Source organism: Leuconostoc palmae (assembly GCF_019656075.1).
Classification (GTDB): domain Bacteria; phylum Bacillota; class Bacilli; order Lactobacillales; family Lactobacillaceae; genus Leuconostoc; species Leuconostoc palmae.
Map to the genome: position 1 here is coordinate 89,325 of NZ_BPKZ01000002.1, position 19,348 is coordinate 108,672.

The following is a 19,348-nucleotide window of genomic DNA, read 5'->3' on the forward strand; positions in this document are numbered from 1 at the left end:
TCAAGTGATATTTGGTTTATTTAGTTGTATTGTCAACTGGTAAATTAATGAATATAAACTTTTTAACGCAAAAATGTCTGAAAAATTAGCTTAATGATCAAGTATCAACTTCCAGTAGATAGATAAAAAATTATGAAAAAAATTAATAAAATTTATAGTAATAAGTTAACCCCCGTCATATCATTTGAAATATTTCCACCAAAAAATCAAGTTAAAATGAATGAGTTGTACAATAATATAGCTACGCTAAAACAGATTACTGTTGATTTGGATTACATCAGTATTACCTATAATGCTGGTGGAGGAGTTAATAATGAGCAAACAACGAACATTGCCCATTATATCCAAAACACTTATAACGTACCTAGTTTGCATCATATTACTGCTATCAATCAAACACCTCAAGAGTTGGCAAAAATATTAGATAATCTTGAATTAAATCATATTCAAAATTTGCTCGTGTTACGTGGTGATACATCTGTAAAAAATCTTAACAATAGTGCTTACCCTTATGCAAAAGATCTTATTTCTGCTATTCAGACTGATCATGATTTTACAATTGGCGCAGCAATTGATCCGGAAAATTTCTTACAGGAATCAATGCATTCATGTAATGTGCTCAGTATAAGAGATAAGATTACCGCGGGTACTGATTTTTTAATTTCACAGCTTTTTTTTGATAACACAAAATATTATCATATGCTACAAATATTAAATCAATACAACATCAAAGTTCCTATTTCTGCAGGAATTATGCCATTAATTAATGAAAAGCAAATTTATAACTTAATTCATAAAATGAACTTTTCCATCCCTGAAAAATTTTTAGTCAACATTGACCATCCTGAACTATTGAAGCAGGTAGGCATAGAGTTTGCTTATAATCAAGTTTGTGATTTAATTAATCATGGTGTTGATGGTATTCATATATATACTATGAACGATACAGATATACTAACCTCATTAATTCCTAGAATTAGTCAATTTATCCAAGAAAAACAAAATGACAATCAATAAAAAAGATTTACGTTATAAGAAAACAGATACAAAAATTAGAGAAACTTTTCTAGCTCTTTTAAAGTCTGAAGGTTATCAGAAAATAACGATTAGTAAAATTATTAAAGTAGCGCATATTAACCGTTCAACATTTTATGATCATTATATTGATAAGGAGGATTTGATTGAGAAAATAGAAGTCCATTTAATATTACAATTGATAGATAATTTGCCTGAACTAAATATGCACGCACTGAACAATGTTGAGGTTATTAATTTACGTATTAGAATGTTAATTGAGAGGATTTATGCTAATAAGCAAATTATTTATTTGTTTTTCAGTGATCAATCTGATGCGTTATTCATGAATCGTCTCATGAAATTTTCGAAAAACTTCTTACTGGAGACCGATATTATACAAAAATCTTAAAATTCCAACTATTTACGCTTATTCAATTATAGAAAGCGTCTTTATGAATTTAGTTAAAAATTGGGTATTAAATGATTTTAAAGAAAGTCCTGATGAATTTGCTGAAATTGTCAGTAAAATCATACCAAAATTGTATCTTGATTTAATAAATTGATTTTATCCAACAATTATCGTATATTGATGGTTTTTTTGATTTAATGGCTTTGTTACGATTTAACTATCAACGGAAAGCGAGCACATTATACATGAAATCATCATCGAAATTTATTTTGCTGTTAGTAATTGTATTAACAGCTGTACTAGGTATTATGATGGCGGCTTTTTCATTGCCAGCTGTCAATTCAGGCATTCACAACGTACCAATAGGGATAGTATCAAATAGTGAACAAATGAATCAGAAAGTAACAAATACCTTAAAAGACAAAGGTTTTAAGGTAACGGAATACCATGATACACAGACAATGAAAGACGACATTAATCACAGAAAAATTTATGGAGCTATAAAACTAGATAGTTCTGGAGAAGTCATTGTTTATAAAGCAACCGCAGCTTCAACAGCTGTTGCACAAGCTATAACGCAAGTAGGAAATACGATTGTTGATCAACAAAAACTTCTTGGCACACAGCAGATTCAAAAATTATTAAATCAAACTACTGACCTTACTACAATTAAAGTCCTAAACCAAAAATTAACTATGCTCAATCATCAAACAGTTAAAATTATTGAGTTAAAATCATTTCCAAAAGCTGATCCAAATGGAACAGGATTAGCAGCAGGTGCATTACCAATTGCATTAGGGGGATGGATTGGCACAGTAGCCATTGCAAATTTTGTAAAAGGTAAGCGTCAAAAATTATATGCCCTTATAGCATTTGCTGTTGTCGGTGGATTAGGTCTTGTCGCAGTAATCCAATTTGGTATAGGTACATTTGATGGTAACTATCTGTTAACATCATTAGGAGCAATGCTTGGTATTGCTGCTACAGGATTCTTAGTGCTCGGTATTTTAGAAATATTGGGAAATGCCGGACTAGCTATGGCTGCTGTACTACTTATTTTATTAGGAAATCCCTTGTCAGGATTAACATCTGCTCCTGAAATGCTGCCTTCTGGTTGGGGAACAGTTGGGCAACTTTTGCCACCTGGAGCAACTGGAACATTACTCAGAAACATTGCCTTTTTTGATGGTTATGCCATTACCTATCCAATTATTATTTTGAGTAGCTATATTATTTTTGGTTTACTCTTGTTTAAGATTGGTAAAAAATCGATATTATAATAAATTGATAACTAAATATTTTAAAGCACACGTTCAAACGCTACTTTTGGACGTGTGCTTTTTTATCGAACATAATTTGATTTAAATTTTTAGCTCTTTCTTTATGGGCAAAGGTAATTTATTAAAGATTAACTGATAGGACGCTAAGATCATGTTTTTAATCTCTTTATTTGAAAGTTCCGTAAATATTTGTATTGCCGCCAAATTTTGTTGTACACTGTTGCTATGTTAAAAAAAAGATTGCAATTGAACACTTCTAAATTATCCGTAGTAATATATGGTGCTGTTATTGGTTTTTTTACAGGTATAGTTGTTAGTCTCTTCCGATGGTCAATTGAAAAATTGTTAGTCTACTTTCAAACTATGTATATTGCAATTGGTCATGGCAGTATAAAAAAGTTAATCATCGTCATATTGCTCAATTTAGTATGTTTCTTAATTGCTGCATGGATGCTACAGAAGGAAGAAAATATATCTGGTTCTGGTATTCCACAGGTTGAAGGCTTGTTAATGGGTGAAATAGACGTTAACTGGTGGTCAACACTATGGCGGAAGTTTGTTGCAGGTATCCTTTCTATTGGTAGCGGTTTAATGTTAGGACGTGAAGGTCCATCTATACAATTAGGTGCATCAATTGGACAAGGTGTAGCTACTTATCGTAATTTAAGTCACAATCAATCAAAAGGTTTAATAGCTAGCGGTGCTGCTGCGGGACTATCTGCTGCTTTTAATGCACCATTAGCTGGTGTTATGTTTGTTTTAGAAGAAGTCTATCATAGTATCTCGCCTTTTGTTTGGGTAGGAGCGCTGACTGGTGCAACGGTTGCTGACTTTGTGTCAACGGTTATGTTCGGGCAAACGCCGGTCTTGTCTGTTGGCCATTTAGATGTGTTTCCTGTAAAATCATATGGTTTACTATTAATATTCGGGGTAGTATTAGGCTTATTTGGCTTCGCATATCAGAAAATATTACTTTTTAGTTTGACTATGTATAGTAAATTGACAATACCAAAGTATCTCTATGGCATTGTGCCATTTATTTTAGTCATACCAATTGGGATTATCTGGCCAAACTTTTTAGGTGGTGGTAACAGTTTGATTTTGTCTCTAAAAGATACCTCTATAAGCATTAAGTTGCTCGTAATAGTGTTAATAGTTCGATTTGTTTTTTCCTTGATTAGCTATGGTTCTGGTTTGCCAGGAGGCATATTTTTGCCCATCTTAACTTTGGGTGCCTTGAGTGGTGCCATAATTGCTAAGATCTTTGTATCTTTAAATCTGATGTCTGGAAATTATATTTTGAATTTCGTTGTCATTGGCATGGCAGGTTATTTTGCTTGTATTGGGAAAGCACCGTTTACAGCAATTGTTCTCATTTTTGAAATGGTTGGTAGTGTAACACACATCTTACCGCTAGCACTAGTTAGTTTAGTGGCGTATTTAGTTGTGGACTTAATGAATGGGGCACCAATATATGAATCTTTATTAGAACGATTGCTAAAAAGAAACACCAAAAATACAGTGGTATCTGGCATGACAACAATAGAAGTGCCAATACTAGCGGGTAGTAACCTTGAAGATCAATATATTAGAGACTTAAAGTTAATCTCCAATAGTTTGATTACGTTAGTTAAAAGATCTGATTATCTATTGATACCAAAGGGGGATTTAGTTTTGCGAGCTGGAGACATTGTTTATATTAGGATGAATAAGAAAAACGCACAAGTCGTTAGACATCAATTAATGACTGATATTAATTAGGTAAGTAAGTATTTAACTTTAGATTTTATCTTGGTCTAATATTTACATCATTTTCCAACGTATTGAGTTTCAAAAGTAGCGGTAATAACTCCTTAGCTGTATCGGTCAAATAGTATTTTGAATGGAATGGCTCTTTATTGTCAGACATTGATTTGGAAATAAAATTTTCAGACAACAAAGTATCAAGTGAGCGAACTAACATCATATTAGTAATTTCAGGTATTTGATTTCTGACCTGATCGACTAATAAACATTAATACTTAAAAACTTTTGGTAACAGTTTTTTGAGTGTAGAAGACAAGAAGAGTAGAAAAAATATATACTTTCCAATCAAAGTGTGTACATCACTTTTAATTTTGCTCGGCAAATTTGATTAGAGTAATCAAATAGCTTTGCTATAAGACGGTTTAAATTTTGGTAATAGCGTGTCTGATTTTTCTAAACCTAATCATCTGATAATGAGTGGGTATTAAAATAAGAGGTATTGATAGGATGAATTCAGAGAAAAAATTAAAAATTTTAGATATTATTTTAGTTAGCTTAATGGCTCTCATGTTGCTTGTTGTAATGAGCTTAGTAATCTTTCATCCTACGGCTCAAAAACTTGCTCTGGTTATTATCGGCCTACTAGTATTAATTTTGATTGCGTTATCGACTTATCGCTGCTGGCTTACTTATCCTGAACTAACAGGGATGAAAGCGCCATTATTTGTTCCCAAAGTTATTGGTTTTGGTTGGGCAGTTAACCCACGAAATCCAATCGGTATGGCCCTGACGATAGTAGTATCGATTGTGTTGGTTGTGGTATTTGGTGTCGCTTTATTCAATTGATGAGCCGTCTATCTGAGGATTGCATAGCCAATACTTATAGGTTGTACGCGTAAAAAGCATTATCAACTAGCGTTCGTCTGAAAGCACATTGCGAAGTAAATACGATGTGAAGTCAGCATAAAATATGGATTAACATGATTTTGTAATGAATCAAGACTATATCTGGGGCGTTTAACTAGATTAGATAGTGTAATAAATAATAAGTGGGGTCTGCTAGATAATATTAAATAAATAGTTAATAAAGTGTATCTTTAAGTTGAAGATACACTTTATTGTTAAAACAGCTTTTGGAAGGTAATTGTTTATAATGAAGAATGTTGTGATTAGTGGTGGTAGTTCGGGTGTAGGTCTAGCCATAGCAAGAGACTTGTCTAAAGATAACCGAGTAATTTTAATTGGTCGTAATCAACATAAATTACAGTTGGCGAAAAAAGAACTTGGAAGAAATGTTGACTATATAGTTGGTGACCTTTCAACGACTTTAGGCCGTAAAGTCGTTGCTGAGTTTATTTTAAAAAAAACAGTTCAAGTAGATATTTTAATTCATAGTGCTGGAATATATCCAACAAATGCTCAAGATAATATTGATAACAATTTGTTATCTCATTATTATTTAACAATGGCGCTTTTGAATGTCTTACATCGCAGTCGTGTCTTAATTGTAACCGGTAATCCACAAGCCATTCAAATAGCACCTATTTGCGAACAGCAATTAAATGATATGATGCGTGCTGCATGGACTGTTACTCACAAAACACTGCTAGTTCAGCTCTTAATAGATAAACTAGCAACACAGCAATCAACTGTTAATAGTTTTTTTCCAGGAGATGTAAGAAGTGATCTAATGCCGTATACACATTCTTTAGGTAATACATCAGTGCCAGTGGGTGAGTATCTTGCTCTGGATGAAAATTTGAGTGATGTGACAGGCAGATTTTTTGATGAAAAAGGTAATATTGTCAGCTTAAATCAGGGAAAATATAATCAAGAAGCAGCAATCAACATACTATCCAAATATATACCCGAAATAAATCAATCATAGTATTTTGAGTGAAATTCTTTATACTAATAACAATAATATTAATTATTAGGCTAGTGCTTACAGAAGTACTAGCTTTTTTCTGTACTGAAACTTGAAAGGGAAAATGGTTACAGCCAGAACAGTTAGAACTGTATATTAAATAGTTAGAAAGCGATAGACAAGACTTCCAATTCAAAGATGGTACGCCAAACTTCTCAAAATACGGAGATGTGATTTTTTAAGCGTTTGTTGGCTGAAAAAGTAAATAGTTATATAATTAAGTAACGCTATTGTTTGAGTAAGAAGAGGGAAATAAATTGACGAATTATAAACTATATAAAGCTGGCAAGGTTTTAGTTACTGGCCTTGTATTGGCTGCTGGTATCATATTAACTTCATGTTTAACTGAGGTAAATGCCGATACCATTAAAAATAATAATACACAAATATCTACTGTTTCTGATAATAAAACTTTAAACAACAGTGCAATAACTGATACAAATCAACTTGTAACTAATGTCATTGATAATCAGAATTCAAACAGTGATATGACATCTGGGACAACTCAACCAGCAACTGATAATACTAGTGATAAAGCAACGATTGGCTCAAACCAGCCTACAACTAATGTGACTAATGATAAGATTTCAAACAATAGTGCCACAACTAGTACAAATCAGCCTGCAACTGACGTTACTACTGATAGAGCTTCAAACAATATTGCAACAACTGATACAAATCAACCTGTAACTAATAATACTAATGGTGGTGCTTCAAATGAAAAAACACCTGATACAGAACCAGTAAAAAATGGTTGGGTTCTAAACAATGGTAACAATTATTATTATGAAAACGGCAATCTCGTGACAGGCGAAAAAAAGATTGATAATTATTGGTATAATTTTGACAAGTCAGGTCTGTATTCTACAGGTCTAACAAATTTAACCTACAAAACAGTTTTTTATGATAACAAAGGTCATATGTATTATGGTTACCTAAAGACTGATAACACTTACATGTATTTTGATACTAGAGATGGTCATGCTGTGACTGGCGAACGCTATTACGGCAATCATCAGATGGAATACTACGGTCAGGACTTTAAGCAGGTACGTAACAATTATGTTCGTACTGGCAACACCTATTATTTTATTGGACAATATGGTGATGCGTTAACAGGCGAACGCTATTACGGCAATCACCAAATGGAATACTACGATCAAGACTTTAAACAAGTACGTAACAATTATGTTCGTACGGGTAATACGTATTATTTCATAGGACAATATGGTGATGCTTTAACAGGTTTTCGATATTATGGGAATCAACCAAATCAAGTAGAATACTACGGCACAAATTTCAAACAATTAAGAAATATGTCTATAGCGATTAATGGACGTAATTATCGTTTTGGTAGTAATGGCGATTTAATTATTGCAAATCAGCCAACTTATTTTTCACAATTAGACGGTCGTTGGTCTAGTCATCGATTTAATGATTATACAATGGGGCAAGCAGGTTGTGTCCCTACAAGTATTGCTATGGTGTTAAATGGTTCTTATGGGGTACGCGTTAGCCCTGATGATGTTAGAAACGTCATGAACAATATTAGCGTATCTTCATTCGGTGCAACTGGTGTTGACTTAATCAATACAGTTAAATATTATGGACACCAAGTTGAACAGATCAATACTTTGGGACGAACAGTACAACTATTGCAACAAGGTGTGCCAGTAATATTCTATGTCAATGTTGCGGGAAATATCGGACATGCCATAGCTACTTATGGTTATAATAATGGAGCAACACAAGTATACGACCCATACAGTAAGTATTATTATAATGGTTGGTATGGTGTGAGCACTCTATCTAATAATTTGAGTCACGACAGGAACGATTGGAACGCTGGTAGACCAGTATTTGCCATTATGTAATTTTTATAACTCAATATAACTAATCACTCATGGTTTTCATGAGTGTTTTTTTTGCTCTCTAAGGGAACTAATGTATGACAAGTGTCTTATAAATAAAAAAACAACCAGTAAAATTACAAAAAGATTTCCGGAATTTTACCAATTGATTAAGCATCTGGTAAATGACTTGCAATCCGCCACAAACGTTTTAGTGTACCGTGCATAATCTAACGTAACAGAGGCTTGTTGATACGTTGGCGCACAAAGGATTACACGTTTTCAAAAAAATCCGAAGTCAATAGATTGAAATAAAGTAACGTATTTGTAACATTCGTTGTTTTAAAAGCTCATAAGTCCTGTGTGGGCTTATTTTTTTTGCTTAAAAACAGCCTAAATATTAAGAAGTTGTTAAGAAACCGTCTTCATGACGGTTAATTATTTGTAATAAAATCAATGGAAATTGACAACTAAAACAAGGGAGAACGAGACAACATGAAACATTCTTTTGGGTCAATTGTAAAAGCTTATCGGGAACGAAAAAGACTCACACAATTGGAATTAGCTGTGAAATCAAAAGGGGAGTTATCAACGGAGACGATTTCAAAAGCTGAAACCGATCCAAGTTATAATCCGAAACTGACGACGTTCATCAAATTTTACAAAATTATGGATGTGCCATTTGAAGAGATTGTTGCGACATTAGAGGGGACTGCTAATGATAAGTGATCAAGATACACCCATGAAAATGGAGCGTGTTAGTAGAAATCAAGTAGAAACTAATGAACGATTCTATAAAATTCCAAAAGCACTGTTTGAAAATGAATTCTATGCCGACATGAAACTTGAAACAAAAATGGCTTATGCAATTCTGCGTGATCGTTTCTTGTTGTCAATTAAGAATAATTGGATTGATAAAAATGGTGATGTTTACTTGATTTACAAAAACAGTGACCTGCAAACAATCCTTAGTGTTGGCGAGAAAAAAGTCATTAATTTGAAAAAAGATATGGCAGCTTACAGGGCGAGAACACAGAGTGTTAATGAACTGAAAAACAGATATAAGAAAGCTAGTCCTGATGAAAAAGTTAAAATTCTGGATATTTTATATAATGCTAATTAATTTGATGGGACACTCAAACCAGCCTTTTTTGTGTCTGACGTGATATCAAGTGCTGTTTAAAAGCTGAATTAGACTATTGATTTGATAGAACGCAATCTTGTTCAATTAGTATGGTCAATTTACGTTGGTTAGTGGCATTTACAACGCGCTTAACCATTGGATACCGACTATTATAGTTTGGTAAAAGCTCTGATTATCAGGGCTTTTTTTGTTATGAATTGTGATGACGCGGCCAATATATCATTAGTGTTAATACAAGTGAAAGAATGAGAATAATTAGCACCAGCATCGCTAAAACACTTTTGATGCCAAAAGCAATAGCTAGACTTATCAAAATAATAAGTGGTAAATAAAAGTACCAATATGAAATCCAGTGATCAACAAATAAGATTCCTAAATACAGGAAGGTGTCAAGGATGTTTCCAGGCAATCAGAACAAGAACATCGCCAATAAACATGCACAAAAGATTAACATGATTGTATCCTCCTAATCATACAGTTGTGTGAGACAAAGTGAAAAAGGATTCTTCATCACTGAGGGATAATTCAATAGATTCTTAATACCAAAATGCGATTGCTTGTGGAAAGTGCAGACATGACAATCAACTGTGGTTGGATAACCATTAATAAAACAATAATCTGAAAACATCTGTGGCAAGATCCGTAATAGATTTAGTAATTCGATTCATAATTGTTTTCCCTCTTGTAAAAAATTTCTGTAAATAAAATTTATATTGAGTAAATATGTCGCGTACGATATAATTATTTCCAGAGGAGTTAGTCATGATTAAAAAAGGACAATTATATGACGAACTGTGTTTATCGATATATAATACAAATCGTTATTTTCATCGCTTGTATGCAGAACTGTTAGGGGGTTATGAGTTATCTTATTTACAATATATGTCATTGCTCATTATCTACAAGAAAGAAAAAGCGAAGTTGATGGATATTGGCGAGGCGTTAGAGTTGTCCAGTAATACATTAACACCCGTTATTGATAGATTAGTTAATAAAGAGTGGCTCATAAAAGTACCTAGTGAATTGGACAAACGTGTAAAATATCTAAAAATATCTGAATCGAAACGCCCAGTTTTTGAGCACATACTGTCAGATGTTGCAGTTGTCCGAGATGAACTAGTGGTGGCTAGCGAAAAATCTGTAATTTCAATGATTACCGAAAATGAGTCTTTAAACAAGACATTACGGGCAATGATTTTATCGCACAATAATAAAATAGAGGAGAAAATTAATGACGAATTATGATGTGATTTTTATTGGTAGCGGACATGCAGCATGGCACGGTGCACAAACCTTAGCACGTGAAGGAAAAAAAGTTGCCTTGATAGAAGAAAATAAACTGGCTGGGACTTGCACAAACTTTGGGTGTAACGCTAAAATTTTATTGGATGGACCAGCAGAACTAATTCATCATTTGCATCACTATCATGGTATAGGTATTAACGATACACCAAATATTATTTGGCCAGAATTGATGGCATATAAGCACCAAGTGATTGACCCATTGTCTGACGGCTTGGCGCGCATGCTTTCGGTAGATGGTATTGACATTATTGCAGGTCACGCTGAGTTTACTGGTCAACAAACATTAATAGTTAATCATGTAGTATATCAAGCAGATAAGTTCGTGATTGCTACAGGTCAAAAGCCCGCAAAATTAGCAATTCCAGGAGCTGAATTGCTACATAATAGCACCGAATTTTTAGAATTGCCTGAAATGCCAAATTCAATTGTGTTTATTGGTGGAGGCTATATCGCAATGGAATTTGCTTCAATTGCTCGTGCTGCTGGCAGTCAAGTAACCGTTATTGAATATGGTGATCATGCATTATCTGGTTTTGATAGAGAATATTCTCAAGAAGTGGTAGAAGATATGATTGATAGGGGCATACATTTTGATTTTGGACAACGTGTATCTCATGTTGCACTTGATGAAAAGCAAAAATATTTGGTCGAGACAGCTCAAGGTAAAAGATATAATGCTGACTATGTGATGGACACAACAGGACGCGTTCCTAACATTGATAATTTAGGTTTGAAGGCAGCGGGTGTTGAATATAATAAGGGTGGTGTTGTTGTTGATGACTATCTTAGAACTTCTAATCCTAATATTTATGCAAGTGGCGATGTCATTGCGAAAGCTATACCACGTCTCACACCCACTGCTACCTTTGAATCACAGTATATTGCAAAAAAATTATCGGGTGATTCAGATCCCATTAAATACCCCGTAGTACCGTCTATTGCGTTTACACTTCCACGACTGGCTCAAGTGGGGATTTCAGTTGATGATGCGAAAAATGATAAAAGATTACGGATTCAGGAAATTCCTTATGGTCAACTCATGCGCTTTCAAACATTGAATGACGTTAAAGCAAAAATTAAGCTTGTAATTGACCAAGACAAAAAATTAGTGGGCGCGTCTCTAATTGGTGATTTCGCGCCAGAGGTTGTTAATGCACTGGTTCCAGTTATTAATAATGAGTATACTTCCCGTGACATACATAGCCAAATTTTTGCCTTTCCAACTCATTCTGGAATTATATTGCCCCTGATTGCCAATTATTTAGCCTAGGAGAGAATTAATGAAAGCAGCGATTATAAAAGAATATGGTGATGTTACACAACTTGAAATTACGAATACCAATAAACCTGTTGTCAATAATGATGAAGTTTTAGTTGAAAACGTGGCTACGAGTATCAATCCCATTGATTACAAAGCACGTCAAGGTCTACTTCAATCAATGTTTAACTGGCAATTTCCAGTAATTTTGGGATGGGATGTAGCTGGTAAAATTGTTGCCATTGGAGATCAAGTAACAGATTTTAATATAGGAGATGAAGTTTTTGCTCGTCCAGATATTGATCCTATTGGTTTAAACGGGTCCTACGCAGAATATACTGCTGTTAAAGCTGACAAGTTAGCTTTAAAACCTAGCAATATTAATTTTGAACAGGCCGCTGCGGTCCCTTTGGCAGGCTTAACAGCTTTGCAAATGTTGAGGCAACTTAATTTGCAAGCAGGACAAAAAATATTGATTCAAGGTGGTGCAGGAGGAGTCGGAATTTTTGCGATTCAATTAGCCAAACAAATGGGTGCTTTCGTTGCTACTACTGCGAGTGCTAATAACAGTGAATTTGTTGAATCATTAGGCGCTGATTTAGTGATTGACTATCACAGAAATAACATTGATGAAGTACTGTCTAATTATGATGCTGTGCTTGATACCGTAGGCGATATTGAACGTGGGGTTAGCATACTGAGGAGCGGCGGACATTTTGTGACAATCTCAAGTTCATTAACTGATGATCAAAAAGCAATATCGGATAAGCACGTCATGGCAGGTTGGTTACAGCCTAATGGTGAGGATTTAGCGTTATTAGCTAATGAAATTGAGAGTAATCATTTGAAAGTCGTACTAGACAGTACTTATCCGTTTACTACCGACGGAATTCAATCTGCCCAAAAGCGTATTGAAACACATCATGCCCGTGGGAAAGTAGTTGTTAAAATAAAAGATAAAGCTTAAATTTTTAAATCACTAAGGAGAAATGTATGATTGGAACTATTTTAGTTATTTTCGTGGCTATCGAGGCCATTGGTATCATGATTTTAGAAATGTTTGGCTCATCGGGCCAGCAGGCTAAAGCATTTGAATTGGAAGAAGCTTTTGTGAAATTACCAGGAGTCAAAACTTTATTAGCAAATCAAGGTATATATAATGGACTTTTTGGCGCCTTGATTATTGGAACAGTTTTGCTTTTGACAGGATCACAACAATTAGTAATGCTAAGGTTAGAAATGCTTTTTGTTCTGCTAGCGGCAGTCTATGGTAGTCTCACTGCAGCCAGAAAAATTATTATTATGCAAGGACTTCCTGCTGTTCTTGCGCTTCTTTTGCTATTTTTTTAATATTTGTGTGTTGTTGTTTATTTCTTTGTTTAGCTCATTTAGCGCCCTAAAAAAATAATTTTAAAGGGCATAGGCATACATTATTAGGTCAAAAACTCGGATCACTGCTGTCTAAATAAATTTGTCCATGACATAATCTTCACGTAAATTACAGCAATGGTATTTACAACGCGCTTAACCACTGAATACTTTATGGTGAAGCGCCAAAGGGTTGGTTATATGGTGATATTTCATTAGTAGGCGCCGCATTTGGGTTCCGCAAGCCAATCAAGAAGTGGTTCCATAAGTAACAACAAGGACAAAAAAACAATGCCCTAAGGCCACTGTTTAATCTTGGTACTTTAATACAGATACTTAGCAAATCGAATTTGCATAATGAGTATCTGTATTTTTTTAGCAACTTAGTTGAGGAATCAAGATGTTAAACAGCCTTAAAATAAGCTTTAGAAAGCGTGGACAGTGATTTAACATTGGTGTATGACATTGGTATAATAGAATAAGGAGTGTCTTACAAATAAAAAAAGAATCAGGGAAATTACAGAAACATTTCCGGAATTTTACCAATTGATTAAACATCTGGTAAATGACTTCACTTAAAGTATAAACTTATAAGCATAAGGTGTGAAACAGTAGTTTAAATACTTCTGTAACATTCCTTGTGCTTATTCTTTTTGTTAAATACGAATATTTATTAAGAAAGTATTAACATTAAAATCAGCACAAAAAAACACAACTAGATTTACTAGCTGTGTTTCAGTACATTGAAAACTAAATATACTCTTGATTGATAAAATAATGCCTTCGACAACGTTATTAATGAGAATCAAAATTTAAAGTTATTTTCAATAACCTAATTTTATATGATTATCAGCCAACAATCAAGCGCAGGTACAGAGAGAAAAGTCTGGTACTGTGTTGAAGAAAATCATAAGACCAATGAGATGAGCACTTATAGTGGCATATAAGTTGCGCCTAAGGCTTATGTCGTGAAATATCATTAGTGAGTGAAAAACTAAAGAAAGTGATTTAGTCAATAAAAAGAATGATATGACACGTGCTACAGTATATAAAACATATACTATATTAAATATAAATCACATTGAATAATGTTATAATTAGTACTGAAACTAATGAAATTAGGAATTTATTTTGACCACAATTGACGAGTTTAATAATCTGTCTAAAAAATACCAAAATCGAATAAAAAAAGCATTACAAGCTACTGAGTGGTATCATGCAACGACACAAAGTCAGCTTACATCCTTACAAAAAGGCATTGATGTCAATTATAATTTAAATAATGCCTTAGATTTTGGAGCCGGATTCTACTTAACATCGGATTTAGAAAAAGCCAAAGAATATATTGGTAATAATCGTAAGTATGAAAATGTTGATAGTATCTTTTTGAACAATGAATTTTACTTATGTAGATTCAGAAAATCCACCCGAAGATTTGTGGAATTAAATATTATTGCAAAGAATGTCTTTTTTAGGCGTTCTTTTATTTTGTATAAAAATATCAAAGGAGAAAAATTATGGTTAACAAATTTAATAAATTATCACTACAAGGCAAGAGCCTAGGAAAATTGACCTATGTAGGTCGTAATAAAGTTGGGACACATGGCGATATTTCAGTCGCTGTGTTAAATATCAATGACACTCTAAATACCGAGAATATTACACCGCAAGCCGGATTTGATTTTGCTAAACCTTTTGATAATCAAAATAATCCAGTTCGTGATGATAATGGTGAACCAATCATTTCAAATTACCAATTTAATTTCATGCAACAAAGCAAGTCAGGAGAAATTAACGATGATGATACATTCATTCGTATCTTAATTGATCCAACCGAAAGTGAAAGATTACAAGTTGATTTGAAACCTGGTACAAAATTAGTGCCACAAGGATTAAAGTTTGCTTTTGTTGGTAATAACGCGACTGATTGGACAGTGTATGCTGATACACTAGTACCATTAACACCAAAAGAACCAAAATCTACGGAGAAAGTAAACACAGGTAAACCTGAGACTAAATAATGAACAACTCTCACAAACTGATATTGGGCGTCAATTAGGTTATGACCCATCAGTGATTAGTCGTGAATTAGACCGTGGCAATGTACTAGATTTCTCAAATCTAGACCGTCACACCTTATTGAGAATGAACATTCATGCACGCATTAAGTACTCAGCGCAACGTGGTCAATATATTGCGACTAAAAAGCGTTTTCGTATGGGACAAGGACTTTTATTAACACCAGAACTAAAAGATCTAATTGAACACTGGATTAATGTGGAACACTGGACGCCTGAACAAATTGCCGGCAACGTGCAAGACGTAGAAGTATCGTCCTCAACCATTCGAGACTGGTCAAAAAGAGGGTTGATTAATATTCGTACCCACAAATATCATCGTCAAGATGGTTCACCTAAGCAACGAGAATTAGCCAAGAATCAAAGAGCAAGACAACGAGAAATTGCCAGATTACGAGAAAACTTACAAAAAAGTGGTGAATTAGTCCGTCATTCCATCTATGATCGTTCGCCAGTCGTGGCCAAGCGTAAACAATTTGGTCACTGGGAAATTGATTTAGTGTTACCAATGAAACAAAATAACAATCAATACCAAGACCATTCAGCCATTATGACGGTTGTTGAACGAAAAACACGCTTTTATGCCTTAATCAAAGTTAAAAGTAAACAATCTAAAGATATGATTGAAGCGTTTAAATTATTTTATGAACGTTATGGTAAAGCAGTAAGAACGATTACCGCTGACAACGGTTCTGAATTCATCTCTTGGGATTTTTTGGAGTACGTTCAAAAAGAGCTTAAAATCAAGCTCTATTACTGCACACCATCATCACCACATCAACGAGGTTCTAACGAAAACCGCAACGGTAAACTGCGTGATTGGTTTCCCAAAGGCACAAGTTTTAAGCCAGTGAAGCAACGACAACTAGATGAAGTGGCAGATAAAATGAACGCAATGCCTATGAGAATAGCAATGCAAGGTAAGAGTCCGATTGAGTTGTTTGATAAGGAATATAACCCAATGCAGAGATATCGTATAAATTAAAACAACGATTAAAATAAAAATATATTGAATAAATTATCAATTTTGTATGCTAAAATTTGTTTGTCCTCTATTCTAATATGAATTAGAATTACACAACACTTTAGGAGCTGAAAATGTCTAAGTCAAAAGTAATGATTATCAAGTTAAATAAAAATTTTAGTACTGAAAAAGAATTGAGACAGCGTGTTTCAGGTGCATGGAAAATAAAAATCGATACAATTATCAATAATAAGATTAATCATATTGTTGTCATGTATCATCAAGTGGTCATAGCAGACTATTGTTTAGGAGCTCGGATTGGTTATCATTTAACTGGTTTAGATAAAGGCAGGGTCTGGTTTGATTTGGAGCCTTATGAAGGGAAAACACCGTTAAAAGGAAAAAATTTAATTATAAAACAGCCAATCCTGCTACTACAAAATCACTTACAGATTTACTTGATTTAGAAGTGAAAGGGGCACCAATATCAACAACGTCATTACAAACCAAAATTATAAATTTTATTAGGCAACCAATTCCTGATAACATTGGTGTAATCAGACAATCTGTGCCTGTATTATTTTTTGGCAATATTGAAACAGCGCGTTCGGCAACCATCAGCTTGAATCCATCTGATTTAGAATTTCGTGATAATAAACAACAACTTTTAACTGCTAATAAAAAGAGATTAGTCGATCGTGATATATTGCACAAAAAGGATACTGATTATTTGAGTTTAGAAGAAGCTGAAAAAGTTTATAATTCTTGTATCAATTATTTTAACAAATTTCCTTATAAACAGTGGTTTAATCAGCTAAATCGAATATTATCTCCGTTAGGATTTTCTTATTTTGAAAATTCGTTAATTCATCTCGACATTACACCTTGGGCTACTTATCCAAAATGGGCAAATTTAGTAACAAAGCAAGAAGTACTCAAAGCTAGTCAACACATTTCAGACTACATTATTCAGCAAGGAAAATTAAAATACCTGTTTATCAATGGTAATGGTGCTTTTGAACATGTAAAGTCCTATTATAGTGACATTAACGTGCAAACCACAGAAATTATATGGTTAGATAGTAGAAAATGTACTGTTTATACTGGTAAAATTGGAAACTGTCGTTTTATTGCTTGGAGTTTGTATGTTCAAGCTGCACTAACAATAAATGATAGAAATGCGCTCACAATGGCAATCAGTGAAAGATTATAATTATAGCATATAAAAAATACAGATACTAAGCAAATCGAATTTGCATAACCGGAATTTTACCAATTGATTAAACATCTGGTAAATGACTTGCAACTTTAAGACAGTTCAAAGTCAATAGCTTTGAGCTGCATTTTTGCGATAATAATAACCAGATAAACACGAATTAAGTGCTTGATTGGCTTAAAAAAAGTCAAAATGGCAATGCAAAAACTAAATATGCGACCAAAATCAAAAATAAATTATGGTAGCTAAAATTTAGAAATGCAAAACCATAAATAGCACAAAAACAGTCTTTGTAATCAGATTGTAAACAAATTCGCTATCACAACAGCGACAACGGATTAGCCAAAATAAAATCAATTTTTTTAGTTTATTTTTTACTTTTTGGGTTGACAAATACCGTAATTTATTAAGTTTACATAATATATATTATCGAAAGTAAAAGGTTTTGATGATCTGTATTTTTTGAGATTCCGTGATATTTTTAATCTGCTTTAATTCGTACATGTTCTAAATCTTTAAAGCTCGTGCTGTCTACATACGCATTTTCGTTCATTATTGGTTGTTTTCATAAATGTCGGTGTGGCTTGATAGCAAAGTCAGCTACGTAGTGCTTGTTATTGGTATTTTGTACATTGATTGTCTGAATTTGTTTCGATTCATTTTTAAAGTTCAAGATATTATGCCAAAATATTTTGGGATAGATCTTTTGACAATGTGAACTTTTGAAAGTACATTGATCCGTACGGAACCAATAAAAAACCAGCCACTAGTAATGCAATGACTGGTAATACTTTGATGATTATTATTTTTGTTAGCGATTTTGATGGTTTATTTTTATCAATTCACTTAATACGCTGCTTCATGATGCGCTCCTTTTTTTAATTATGATACTCACTTTACTCAAATTGGTTATTCACTTGACTATTAATTTACTGTACTTTCTTTAAATTCATTCTTTGAAATAAGTACATCATTGAGCCAAACATGGCACCTGCAAAACATACTCCAAACATTGCACGCACAGAAAAGAAATCACTAAATCCACGAGACATGAATGTATTTAAAATATGAGTGAACACTCCGAAGAAAATTCCTTGACGTATGGCTAAGTATTTAAGATGTTTCTTTTGAGTTTCAATATCTTGAACTTCATTCTCTAATAAATGACGACGGCGTGTTGTAATCAGTACATACCCACAAATACCCCATATTAGGAAAATCATGTTCGCTATAATGTACCACATTAAGATATCTTCAGTATGCCGATGGTTATCGAGACTAAAAACTAATAAAACAATAAAGTTACTAATTAAGGCATAATAAAACATGACGATGAAGCCGATATTTCCTATTTTATAAATTTCATTACGTCTATACTCGTCTAATACCCCCTGAACGCCATAAAAGCGTTTGAGTAGTTTTATTGCTAAAGTTTCTTTAGTCTTCATTGTCTTCCTCCCAGAAAAGTGCGTTTAAATCAGTTCCAAGCACATGAGCTAATTTCAAACAAAGCGATAATGATGGATTATACTTATCATTTTCAATCAAATTAATGGTCTGTCTCGCTACCCCAATTGCTTGTGATAATTCGTATTGTGACATCTTTTTTGCTTTGCGATACTCTTTGATATGATTCATACTGAACTCCAATGTCATTTATATATGACTAATACTAGTCTAAAAGATTTTAACTAATGTGTCAAGTATATATGACACATTAGTTGGTGGTATTTATTTTGATAGAAACTAATTTCTGGGTCTTAGTATCAAACCAGCCCTGTAATAA

Annotated in this window: 20 protein-coding genes and 3 pseudogenes; 19 read left to right on the top strand and 4 right to left on the bottom strand. The window is 33.5% G+C overall.

The window, feature by feature from the left end:
- The first annotated feature begins 132 nt into the window (after window positions 1-132).
- The 5 genes from K5Q12_RS01955 to K5Q12_RS01975 all read left to right on the top strand — a co-directional run bounded on the left by K5Q12_RS01955 (window position 133) and on the right by K5Q12_RS01975 (window position 4,467).
- A complete protein-coding gene (locus K5Q12_RS01955; protein ID WP_220742058.1) occupies window positions 133-1,017 on the top strand; it encodes a methylenetetrahydrofolate reductase in 885 nt (294 codons plus the stop codon).
- Window positions 1,004-1,426 (top strand): TetR/AcrR family transcriptional regulator, encoded by a 423-nt coding sequence (locus K5Q12_RS01960; protein ID WP_220742059.1) that lies wholly within the window; start codon window positions 1,004-1,006, stop codon window positions 1,424-1,426. The genes K5Q12_RS01955 and K5Q12_RS01960 overlap by 14 nt, the downstream gene beginning before the upstream one ends.
- Window positions 1,427-1,436: 10 nt before the next feature.
- Entirely contained in the window at window positions 1,437-1,580 is a 144-nt protein-coding gene (locus tag K5Q12_RS07235; RefSeq protein WP_373306132.1) for a TetR-like C-terminal domain-containing protein, read from the top strand.
- Between the two features lie 91 nt (window positions 1,581-1,671).
- Window positions 1,672-2,706, top strand: coding sequence for an ABC transporter permease (locus K5Q12_RS01970; RefSeq protein WP_220742061.1), 1,035 nt, complete (start codon window positions 1,672-1,674; stop codon window positions 2,704-2,706).
- Between the two features lie 225 nt (window positions 2,707-2,931).
- Window positions 2,932-4,467 (top strand): ClC family H(+)/Cl(-) exchange transporter, encoded by a 1,536-nt coding sequence (locus K5Q12_RS01975; protein ID WP_220742062.1) that lies wholly within the window; start codon window positions 2,932-2,934, stop codon window positions 4,465-4,467.
- A 25-nt stretch (window positions 4,468-4,492) separates the two neighbouring features.
- Here the strand turns inward: K5Q12_RS01975 and K5Q12_RS01980 are convergent.
- Window positions 4,493-4,696, bottom strand: a pseudogene (locus tag K5Q12_RS01980) (winged helix-turn-helix transcriptional regulator); the annotation flags it as partial.
- A gap of 263 nt (window positions 4,697-4,959) precedes the next feature.
- Here K5Q12_RS01980 and K5Q12_RS01985 point away from each other — a divergent pair.
- The 14 genes and pseudogenes from K5Q12_RS01985 (at window position 4,960) to K5Q12_RS02050 (ending at window position 17,559) form a co-directional block, all read left to right on the top strand.
- Window positions 4,960-5,298, top strand: a complete 339-nt coding sequence (locus tag K5Q12_RS01985; protein ID WP_220742064.1) for a hypothetical protein — start codon at window positions 4,960-4,962, stop codon at window positions 5,296-5,298.
- A 307-nt stretch (window positions 5,299-5,605) separates the two neighbouring features.
- Entirely contained in the window at window positions 5,606-6,340 is a 735-nt protein-coding gene (locus tag K5Q12_RS01990) for an SDR family NAD(P)-dependent oxidoreductase (RefSeq protein WP_220742065.1), read from the top strand.
- A gap of 296 nt (window positions 6,341-6,636) precedes the next feature.
- Window positions 6,637-8,253 (top strand): KxYKxGKxW signal peptide domain-containing protein, encoded by a 1,617-nt coding sequence (locus K5Q12_RS01995; RefSeq protein WP_220742066.1) that lies wholly within the window; start codon window positions 6,637-6,639, stop codon window positions 8,251-8,253.
- A 471-nt stretch (window positions 8,254-8,724) separates the two neighbouring features.
- Window positions 8,725-8,958, top strand: a complete 234-nt coding sequence (locus tag K5Q12_RS02000; protein WP_220742067.1) for a helix-turn-helix transcriptional regulator — start codon at window positions 8,725-8,727, stop codon at window positions 8,956-8,958.
- On the top strand, window positions 8,948-9,352 hold the full coding sequence (locus K5Q12_RS02005; protein ID WP_246570449.1) for a replication initiator protein A: 405 nt from the start codon (window positions 8,948-8,950) through the stop codon (window positions 9,350-9,352). The genes K5Q12_RS02000 and K5Q12_RS02005 overlap by 11 nt, the downstream gene beginning before the upstream one ends.
- Before the next feature lie 783 nt (window positions 9,353-10,135).
- Entirely contained in the window at window positions 10,136-10,618 is a 483-nt protein-coding gene (locus tag K5Q12_RS02010) for a MarR family winged helix-turn-helix transcriptional regulator (protein WP_220742068.1), read from the top strand.
- Complete coding sequence (locus tag K5Q12_RS02015) at window positions 10,605-11,948, top strand: dihydrolipoyl dehydrogenase family protein (protein ID WP_220742069.1); 1,344 nt, start codon at window positions 10,605-10,607, stop codon at window positions 11,946-11,948. The genes K5Q12_RS02010 and K5Q12_RS02015 overlap by 14 nt, the downstream gene beginning before the upstream one ends.
- A gap of 10 nt (window positions 11,949-11,958) precedes the next feature.
- Window positions 11,959-12,903 carry an NADP-dependent oxidoreductase gene (locus K5Q12_RS02020; RefSeq protein WP_220742070.1) on the top strand — a complete coding sequence of 315 codons (945 nt, stop codon included), beginning with the start codon at window positions 11,959-11,961 and terminating at the stop codon, window positions 12,901-12,903.
- Between the two features lie 26 nt (window positions 12,904-12,929).
- A complete protein-coding gene (locus K5Q12_RS02025; RefSeq protein ID WP_004915909.1) occupies window positions 12,930-13,286 on the top strand; it encodes a DUF1304 domain-containing protein in 357 nt (118 codons plus the stop codon).
- Between the two features lie 1,149 nt (window positions 13,287-14,435).
- Window positions 14,436-14,867, top strand: coding sequence for a DUF3990 domain-containing protein (locus tag K5Q12_RS02030; protein WP_220742071.1), 432 nt, complete (start codon window positions 14,436-14,438; stop codon window positions 14,865-14,867).
- Window positions 14,822-15,325, top strand: coding sequence for a hypothetical protein (locus K5Q12_RS02035; RefSeq protein WP_220742072.1), 504 nt, complete (start codon window positions 14,822-14,824; stop codon window positions 15,323-15,325). Before K5Q12_RS02030 ends, K5Q12_RS02035 begins: the two co-directional genes overlap by 46 nt.
- A pseudogene (locus K5Q12_RS02040) lies at window positions 15,321-16,367 on the top strand (IS30 family transposase); the annotation flags it as partial. The gene K5Q12_RS02035 and the pseudogene K5Q12_RS02040, both read left to right, overlap by 5 nt.
- A gap of 113 nt (window positions 16,368-16,480) precedes the next feature.
- Window positions 16,481-16,813, top strand: a complete 333-nt coding sequence (locus K5Q12_RS02045; RefSeq protein ID WP_220742073.1) for a hypothetical protein — start codon at window positions 16,481-16,483, stop codon at window positions 16,811-16,813.
- A gap of 2 nt (window positions 16,814-16,815) precedes the next feature.
- On the top strand, window positions 16,816-17,559 hold the full coding sequence (locus K5Q12_RS02050; protein WP_220742074.1) for a hypothetical protein: 744 nt from the start codon (window positions 16,816-16,818) through the stop codon (window positions 17,557-17,559).
- A 518-nt stretch (window positions 17,560-18,077) separates the two neighbouring features.
- Here the strand turns inward: K5Q12_RS02050 and K5Q12_RS07135 are convergent.
- The 3 genes and pseudogenes from K5Q12_RS07135 to K5Q12_RS02060 form a co-directional block, all read right to left on the bottom strand.
- Window positions 18,078-18,404, bottom strand: a pseudogene (locus tag K5Q12_RS07135) (thiol-disulfide isomerase).
- An 87-nt stretch (window positions 18,405-18,491) separates the two neighbouring features.
- A complete protein-coding gene (locus tag K5Q12_RS02055; protein WP_220742075.1) occupies window positions 18,492-19,010 on the bottom strand; it encodes a DUF3278 domain-containing protein in 519 nt (172 codons plus the stop codon).
- The gene (locus K5Q12_RS02060) at window positions 19,000-19,200 is read right to left on the bottom strand and encodes a helix-turn-helix transcriptional regulator (protein ID WP_220742076.1); all 201 of its coding nucleotides are present in this window, start codon (window positions 19,198-19,200) and stop codon (window positions 19,000-19,002) included. Before K5Q12_RS02060 ends, K5Q12_RS02055 begins: the two co-directional genes overlap by 11 nt.
- Window positions 19,201-19,348 lie beyond the last annotated feature (148 nt).

Bases quoted from the DNA above. Each gene is read 5' to 3' on its own strand.
- K5Q12_RS01955 (WP_220742058.1), top strand. From the start codon at position 133: ATGAAAAAAATTAATAAAATTTATAGTAATAAGTTAACCCCCGTCATA.
- K5Q12_RS01960 (WP_220742059.1), top strand. From the start codon at position 1,004: ATGACAATCAATAAAAAAGATTTACGTTATAAGAAAACAGATACAAAA.
- K5Q12_RS01970 (WP_220742061.1), top strand. From the start codon at position 1,672: ATGAAATCATCATCGAAATTTATTTTGCTGTTAGTAATTGTATTAACA.
- K5Q12_RS01975 (WP_220742062.1), top strand. From the start codon at position 2,932: ATGTTAAAAAAAAGATTGCAATTGAACACTTCTAAATTATCCGTAGTA.
- K5Q12_RS01985 (WP_220742064.1), top strand. From the start codon at position 4,960: ATGAATTCAGAGAAAAAATTAAAAATTTTAGATATTATTTTAGTTAGC.
- K5Q12_RS01990 (WP_220742065.1), top strand. From the start codon at position 5,606: ATGAAGAATGTTGTGATTAGTGGTGGTAGTTCGGGTGTAGGTCTAGCC.
- K5Q12_RS02000 (WP_220742067.1), top strand. From the start codon at position 8,725: ATGAAACATTCTTTTGGGTCAATTGTAAAAGCTTATCGGGAACGAAAA.
- K5Q12_RS02005 (WP_246570449.1), top strand. From the start codon at position 8,948: ATGATAAGTGATCAAGATACACCCATGAAAATGGAGCGTGTTAGTAGA.
- K5Q12_RS02010 (WP_220742068.1), top strand. From the start codon at position 10,136: ATGATTAAAAAAGGACAATTATATGACGAACTGTGTTTATCGATATAT.
- K5Q12_RS02015 (WP_220742069.1), top strand. From the start codon at position 10,605: ATGACGAATTATGATGTGATTTTTATTGGTAGCGGACATGCAGCATGG.
- K5Q12_RS02020 (WP_220742070.1), top strand. From the start codon at position 11,959: ATGAAAGCAGCGATTATAAAAGAATATGGTGATGTTACACAACTTGAA.
- K5Q12_RS02025 (WP_004915909.1), top strand. From the start codon at position 12,930: ATGATTGGAACTATTTTAGTTATTTTCGTGGCTATCGAGGCCATTGGT.
- K5Q12_RS02035 (WP_220742072.1), top strand. From the start codon at position 14,822: ATGGTTAACAAATTTAATAAATTATCACTACAAGGCAAGAGCCTAGGA.
- K5Q12_RS02045 (WP_220742073.1), top strand. From the start codon at position 16,481: ATGTCTAAGTCAAAAGTAATGATTATCAAGTTAAATAAAAATTTTAGT.
- K5Q12_RS02055 (WP_220742075.1), bottom strand. From the start codon at position 19,010: ATGAAGACTAAAGAAACTTTAGCAATAAAACTACTCAAACGCTTTTAT.
- K5Q12_RS02060 (WP_220742076.1), bottom strand. From the start codon at position 19,200: ATGAATCATATCAAAGAGTATCGCAAAGCAAAAAAGATGTCACAATAC.